At 71.8% G+C, this 7,047-nt stretch carries 6 protein-coding genes; 3 read left to right on the forward strand and 3 right to left on the reverse strand.

Features of this window, described 5'->3' with window-relative positions:
• Both E1193_RS28785 and E1193_RS28790 read right to left on the reverse strand, forming a co-directional pair.
• A partial coding sequence (locus E1193_RS28785) for a hypothetical protein (RefSeq protein WP_132186314.1) occupies positions 1-357 on the reverse strand: 357 nt, incomplete at its 3' end.
• Positions 358-436: 79 nt separating this feature from the next.
• Positions 437-1,864 carry a UDP-glucose/GDP-mannose dehydrogenase family protein gene (locus E1193_RS28790; RefSeq protein ID WP_132186315.1) on the reverse strand — a complete coding sequence of 476 codons (1,428 nt, stop codon included), beginning with the start codon at positions 1,862-1,864 and terminating at the stop codon, positions 437-439.
• Positions 1,865-2,114: 250 nt separating this feature from the next.
• Here E1193_RS28790 and E1193_RS28795 point away from each other — a divergent pair, with 250 nt between their 5' ends.
• Positions 2,115-3,278, forward strand: coding sequence for an acyl-CoA dehydrogenase family protein (locus tag E1193_RS28795; RefSeq protein WP_132186316.1), 1,164 nt, complete (start codon positions 2,115-2,117; stop codon positions 3,276-3,278).
• Positions 3,279-3,463: 185 nt separating this feature from the next.
• On the opposite strand, the gene E1193_RS28800 is transcribed toward E1193_RS28795, so the two are convergent.
• Positions 3,464-4,135 (reverse strand): hypothetical protein, encoded by a 672-nt coding sequence (locus E1193_RS28800; protein ID WP_132186317.1) that lies wholly within the window; start codon positions 4,133-4,135, stop codon positions 3,464-3,466.
• Positions 4,136-4,158: 23 nt separating this feature from the next.
• On the opposite strand from E1193_RS28800, the gene E1193_RS28805 reads away from it, so the two are divergent.
• Both E1193_RS28805 and E1193_RS28810 read left to right on the forward strand, forming a co-directional pair.
• Positions 4,159-4,674: an acyl-CoA thioesterase gene (locus tag E1193_RS28805; RefSeq protein ID WP_132186318.1), complete on the forward strand. Its 516-nt coding sequence runs from the start codon at positions 4,159-4,161 to the stop codon at positions 4,672-4,674.
• 362 nt (positions 4,675-5,036) lie between these two features.
• Positions 5,037-7,028: an acetoacetate--CoA ligase gene (locus E1193_RS28810; protein WP_132186319.1), complete on the forward strand. Its 1,992-nt coding sequence runs from the start codon at positions 5,037-5,039 to the stop codon at positions 7,026-7,028.
• Positions 7,029-7,047 lie beyond the last annotated feature (19 nt).

Here is a 7,047-nt window from a genome sequence, read left to right on the forward strand (position 1 = left end):
CTCCTGGCCGGGTGGGGTGGCGCCCTGCCGGGGCACCCGCGGCGGCGCCCCGGTGGCGGCGGTCGGCGGTCGGCGGCCCGGCTTGCGGCGCAGCACCCGCCGTGGCCGGGTGGCCTGCTTGATCCGTTCCTCCCCGGCGTGCGTGAGGATGTCCCGCTGGAAGAGGGCGGCCTGCATCTTCGCGGCGATCTGCCGCTGCTCGGCGGCGATCTGGGCGTCGCGTGCCTTCAGCTCCGCGATGGAGCGTTCGACCTCCGCCAGGTGCTCCCGCCAGCGTGGCTGCTCCGACCCGCACTGCGGGCAGCGCGCGGCCGGTGTGAACTGCCGCCCGCACGCGGGGCACTGAAAGTTCTCCACGACACCCTCCACCCGGCCGCTGGCGCACTGTGGATCCCCACTGTCGCAGCATGCCTTGACCCGGCGCGTCGGGACGAGGTCAGGGCCGGCCCATGCCCCGGTACTCCCAGCCGGCGTGAATCCACAGCGCCGAGTCGAGGCAGTTGCGCCCGTCGACCACCTTGCGGCCGGCCACCAGCTCGCCGAGGGTCACCGGGTCGGCGTTGCGGAAATCGGCCCACTCGGTGAGCACGCAGATCAGGTCGGCTCCGGTGACGGCGTCGTTCACGCTGGCCTCGTAGGTCAGCTCGGGAGCCACCCGACGGGCGTTCTCGGTGCCCTGCGGGTCGTACACGTGCACGTCGGCGCCGGCCTTCTGCAGCAAGGCGGCGACGGCGAGCGCCGGGGCGTCGCGGACGTCGTCGGTGTTGGGTTTGAAGGTCGCGCCGAGCACGGCGATGCGGGTGCCGGCGAAGTCCGGGCCGGCCGGGCCGGAGCGGCGGCCGAGCAGCTCGGCGGCGAGCTGCAGCACCCGGGTACGGCGGCGCAGGTTGATCAGGTCCACCTCGTGCAGGAAACGCAGCGCCTCGCCGGCGCCCAGCTCCTGCGCCCGGGCCTGGAAGGCGCGGATGTCCTTGGGCAGGCAGGCGCCGCCGAAGCCGAGCCCGGCCTGGAGGAAGCGATTGCCGATGCGCGGGTCGTACCCGATGGCGCGGGCCAGCTGGGTGACGTCGCCGCCGGCGGCCTCGCAGACCTCGGCCATCGCGTTGATGAAGGAGATCTTGGTGGCGAGGAAGGCGTTCGCGGCGACCTTGACCAGCTCGGCGGTGGCGAAGTCGGTGACCACCAGGGGGACCTCCCGGTCCTCGGTGGCAGCCAGGTCGAAGACGCCCTTGTGGGCGGCGTAGAGCATGGCGTTGGCCCACTCGCTCTTGACGCCGACCACGATCCGGTTGGGGCGTAGCACGTCGTCGACCGCGAAGCCCTCCTGGAGGAACTCGGGGCTCCAGGCCACCTCGACGCCCAGGTCGGCCGGGGTGTGTTTGCCGACGAGCTGCTCCACCCACTCGGCGGTGCCGACCGGGACGGTGGACTTGCCGACGATCAACGCCTTACGGGTCAGGTGCTGGGCCAGGCTGGTCACCGAAGCCTCGACGTACGACAGGTCGGCGCCCATGCCGTCGGCGCGCTGCGGGGTGCCCACGCAGATGAAGTGCACGTCACCGAACTCGGCGGTCTCGGCGATGTCGGTGCTGAACCGCAACCGGCCGGCGGCCAGGTTCCGTTTGAGCAACTCGTCGAGGCCCGGCTCGTGGATCGGCACCTCGCCGGCGTTCAGCATGGCGATCTTGTCGGCGTCGACGTCGAAACCGAGCACCTCGTAGCCCAGCTCGGCGTAGCAGATCGCGTACGTCGCGCCGAGGTATCCGGTGCCGAGGAAGGTGACCCGGGGCCGCGGCGCACCCGAGGGCGGCGTCACCGGGGCGATGGTGGGCACCGGCTGGATGTTCGGGTACGGGATCGTCACGCCTGTCTTCTCCGCTCGCACTGGCGGCGCTTCGCTGCGTCGCAATCGGCTGGGGCGCCAAGGCCGGGCACCGAGGGAACCTTCGTGGTCTGGTGTGAGGGTAGTTGTGCCATGTCGACGCCCGTCGTGTGCGAGCCTACCCGCCGGTAGGGTCCGGTCGGACCTGATGGCTATCCTTCAGTCTGCGGCAGTCGGCAGCCTTCGCCACGCCACAGACTGCGCATGATAGCCGTGGAAGGGGTGGGCCGACATGGCCGCAGAGGAGTCGTTCGACGTCTACCGGTTGCCCGAGGAGCACGAGGCGATCCGCGCGGCGGTCCGGGAGATCTGTGACGCGAAGGTGGCCCCCCACGCCGCCGAGGCGGACGAGACCGGCGAGTTCCCGAAGGGGTCGTACGACGCCCTGCGGGCCGCGGACTTCCACGCCCCGCACATCCCCGTGGAGTACGGTGGCGCCGGCGCGGACGCGCTGGCCACGGCGATCGTGATCGAGGAGGTGGCCCGGGCCTGCGCCTCGTCCTCGCTGATTCCGGCCGTCAACAAGCTCGGCACCATGCCGCTGATCCTGGCCGGCTCCGCCGAGCTGAAGCAGAAGTACCTGACGAAGGTCGCCACCGGCGACGCGATGTTCTCGTACTGCCTCTCCGAGCCGGAGGCGGGCAGCGACGCGGCCTCGATGACCACCAAGGCCGTCCGCGACGGCGACCACTGGGTGCTCAACGGGGTGAAGCGGTGGATCACCAACGCGGGGGTCTCGGAGTTCTACACCGTCTTCGCAGTGACGGATCCCACAGCCCGATCGAAGGGCATCTCCGCCTTCGTTGTCGAGAAGTCCGACCCGGGGGTCAGCTTCGGCGCTCCGGAGAAGAAGCTCGGCATCAAGGGCTCCCCGACCCGCGAGGTCTACCTCGACAACGTGCGTGTCCCCGCCGACCGGATGATCGGCGCCGAGGGCACCGGCTTCGCCACCGCGATGCAGACCCTGGACCACACCCGGGTCACCATCGCCGCCCAGGCCGTCGGCATCGCCCAGGGCGCGCTCGACTACGCCAAGGGGTACGTCCAGGAGCGCAGGCAGTTCGGCAGGCCGGTCGCGGATTTCCAGGGCGTCCAGTTCATGCTCGCCGACATGGGCATGAAGCTGGAGGCGGCCCGGCAGCTGACCTACGCCGCCGCCGGGAGGTCCGAGCGCGGCGACGCCGACCTGACCTACTTCGGGGCGGCCGCCAAGTGCTTCGCCTCGGACGCCGCGATGGAGATCACCACGGACGCGGTGCAGCTGCTCGGCGGGTACGGCTACACCCGGGACTACCCGGTCGAGCGGATGATGCGTGACGCCAAGATCACCCAGATCTACGAGGGCACGAACCAGGTTCAGCGCATCGTCATGGCGCGGCAGCTCATGAGGGGCTGACGGAAGCCGACCGAACGCCGATTGAATCATCGCGGTGTCACCAACAGCTGCTCACCGGCTGGCGGGGTTCCGTGCGAGCCCCACCAGCCGGTGAGCCTGGGAGCAGCCCGGGAAGGCGCAGCTCCGCCAGGGGCGTTTCCCGCAGCACCGTCATTCGTCGCGGAGGTCGGCGACCAGGCTGGCCGTCAACGGTTCCCGCTGCTGCTCTCCGGCCGTTCGCCGTACCTGGGCGGCGGGGTGGTCCAGGGCGACTCGATGCCGGTGCGCCGGGGCAGCGGCTCGGTGGGGGTGTCCGGGTTCGGGTAGCCGAGCGTGAGCGGCGCGGTGTCCGACTCGCTCCCGCCGCCCGACGGTGGCCAGTCGCCCAGGGTGAACGTGTTCTCCGGGGGTGTGTTGTCGGCCGGGGGTGCCACCGCCACGGGCGTCGCCCGCACCGGCCAGCGCCGCCACCGCTGGATGCTGAACGTCGCCATCAGCAGCGCCAGCCCGATCAGGAACAGGGTGCCGTTGCGTACGGGCAGGCTCAGCGGCAGCGGGTCACCGAGGATCCGCCAGCCGTCGGGGATCCGGTCGAGCACGGCGAACGGCGCTATGAACATCCCGACGTACGGGGTGACCAGCAGCAGCCCGGCGACCAGCGGGCCGAGCGGTGAGACACGCAGCGTGGCGAGCAGGCCGAGCAGGATGCCGGCCACGCCGAGATAGACGGCCGGCTCGATCAGGTTGGGCGTGCTGTACGTGCCGATCTCCACCCAGCGGCCCACGGTCCGACCCGACCCGTCCTGCCCGAGGGTGACCAGCGCCCAGGTGATGGGCGCCACCACCAGACCGGCGAGGAAGCTCCAGAGATGTCGCATTGGCGCACCGTACCGTCTTCGGCATGACCGAGCACCCCTCCGCCCCGCAGGGCAAACCCACCTCATACTCTCGCGTCACGCTGAGTCGCATCATGACCGCCGTCGATGTCAACCTGTACGGCACGGTGCACGGCGGGGTGTTGATGAAGTTCGTCGACGACGTGGCGGGCGCCGCCGCCGCCCGGCACAGCGGCGGCACGGCGGTCACCGCCTCGATCGACGAGATCGTCTTCTCCGAGCCGGTCCGGGTCGGCGACCTCGTGCACGCGCACGCCCAGGTGAACTGGACGGGGCACACCTCGATGGAGGTGGGGGTGAAGGTCGTGTCCGAGCGGTGGGACTCGGCCGAGGACGAGCCGATCCGGGTGGCCACCGCGTACCTGGTCTTCGTCTCCGTCGACCTGCGCGGTGCGCCACGGCCGGTCCGGCCGGTGCTGCCGGAGACCCTGGAGGACGAGCGCCGGTTCCGGGAGGCGGAGATCCGCCGGGCGCACCGGCTGGCGAAGCGCCGGGCCATCCAGGCACACCGGGCGGGCTGAGTCCATTCCTCGGGCAGGCCGGTCCATCCTCGGCCCGGCCGGCGGCGGTCCGACCCCGTCTGTCGGTAGCCGCGTCTGTCGGTCCGACCCCGTCTGTCGGTCCGACCCCGTCTGTCGGTCCGACCCCGTCTGTCGGTCCGACCCCGTCTGTCGGTCCGACCCCGTCTGTCGGTCCGACCCCGTCTGTCGGTCCGACCCCGTCTGTCGGTCCGGCCGCGTCTGTCGGTCAGGCCGGGTCTCTCGCCGGTTCGCACCCGGCGCGGAGAATGGCCTGGCGAGCGGGGATGGCCTGGCGAGGTAGGGCAAGATGGCGCCACGGCCCACGAACATCGCCGTCCGGGGCCGGCAGGGAGGGTGGAGCAGTGGGTGACATGCTGTGGACGCCGCCGGCGGACGTGCGCGAGCGGTCGCGGATCGGGAAATACCTGCGCTGGCTGCGCGAGCACCGGGGGCTGGACTTCGCCGACTACGACGAGCTGTGGCGCTGGTCGGTCACCGACCTCGACGCCTTCTGGAGCTCGATCTGGGACCACTTCGAGGTCGTCGCGCGCACCCCGCCGACGGCGACGCTGACCGACGCCGCCATGCCCGGCACCCGCTGGTTCCCCGGCGCGACGCTCAACTACGCCGAGAACGTGCTGCGGATGCCGGGCCTGTCCGACGACGACCCGGTCGTGATCGCGTACGCCCAGACCAGGCCGCCGGTCACGCTGACCGTGGCCGAGCTGCGCGGGCAGGTCCGCCGGGTGGCGGCCGGGCTGCGCCGCCTCGGCGTGGTCGCCGGCGACCGTGTCGCGGCGTACGCGCCGAACATCCCCGAGACGTTCGTGCTGCTGCTCGCCACGGCCAGTCTCGGCGCGGTCTTCTCGTCCTGCGCCCCGGAGTTCGGCACCCGTAGCGTCACCGACCGGTGGCGGCAGATCGAGCCGAAGGTCCTGGTCGCGGTGGACGGCTACCGGTACGGCGACAAGCCGGTGGACCGGCACGGCGAGGTGGCCGCGATCCGGGCCGCGCTGCCGACGCTGGCGCACACCGTCGCCATCTCCTACCTCGACCCGGCCGGCGTGCCGCCGGAGGGCGCGATCGGGTGGGACGAACTTGCCGCACCCACCGACGAGCCGGCGACCTTCACCCCGGTGCCGTTCGACCACCCGCTCTACGTGCTCTACTCCTCCGGCACCACCGGGCTGCCCAAGCCGATCGTGCACGGCCACGGGGGCATCCTGCTGGAGCACCTGAAGATGTTGGCCCTGCACCACGACCTGGGCCCGTCCGACCGGTTCTTCTGGTTCACCACCACCGGCTGGATGATGTGGAACTTCCTGGTCTCCGGCCCGGCGGTGGGGTCGGCGATCGTGCTGTTCGACGGCAACCCGGGCCATCCCGACCTGGGGGCGCTGTGGCGGTTGGCCGAGCAGAGCGACTCCACGTACTTCGGCACCTCGGCGCCGTTCCTGCTGGCCTGCCGCAAGGCCGGGCTGGTGCCCCGGGAGGTCGCCGACCTCTCCGCGCTCCGTGGGGTCGGCTCGACCGGTGCGCCGCTGCCCGCCGAGGGTTTCACCTGGGTGTACGAGAACGTCGGCGACAGCCTCCAGCTCCAGTCGCTGTCCGGCGGCACGGACGTGTGCACCGGTTTCGTCGGCGGGGTTCCGCTGCTGCCGGTGCACGCCGGGGAGATCACCTGCCGGGCGCTCGGAGCCAGGGTGGAGGCCCGCTCCGCCGACGGCACCCCGGTCGTCGGGGAACTGGGCGAACTGGTGATCACCGCGCCGATGCCGAGCATGCCGGTGGGCTTCTGGAACGACCCGGACGGCTGTCGCTACCGCGAGGCGTACTTCGAGACCTACCCGGGGGTGTGGCGGCACGGCGACTGGATCACCATCAACGACCGGGGCGGCTGCGTGATCACCGGCCGCTCCGACGCCACCCTCAACCGGGGCGGGGTCCGGCTGGGCACCGCCGAGTTCTACTCGGTGGTGGAGGGGCTGGACGAGGTCGTTGACTCGGTGGTGGTGCACCTGGAGGACGACGAGGGTGGCGCGGGGGAACTGCTGCTCTTCGTGGTCCTCGCCGACGGCCTGGCGCTCGACGACGAGCTGCGCGCGAGGATCTGCCGGGAGCTGCGGACGGCGCTGTCGCCCCGGCACGTCCCCGACGAGATCCACCAGGTCCGGGCCGTCCCGCGTACCCTCTCGGCGAAGAAGCTGGAGGTGCCGGTCAAGAAGATCCTCACCGGTACCCCGGTCGACCGCGCCGCCGCCACCGGCGCCCTGGCCAACCCCGACTCGCTGATCGCCTTCGCCGCCTTCGCCCAGCGTCGCGCCCACTCCGAGGAGCCAGCCCCGACCAACTGACCCCCACGGTCCGCCGCGC

Source organism: Micromonospora sp. KC606 (assembly GCF_004348675.1).
Classification (GTDB): domain Bacteria; phylum Actinomycetota; class Actinomycetes; order Mycobacteriales; family Micromonosporaceae; genus Micromonospora.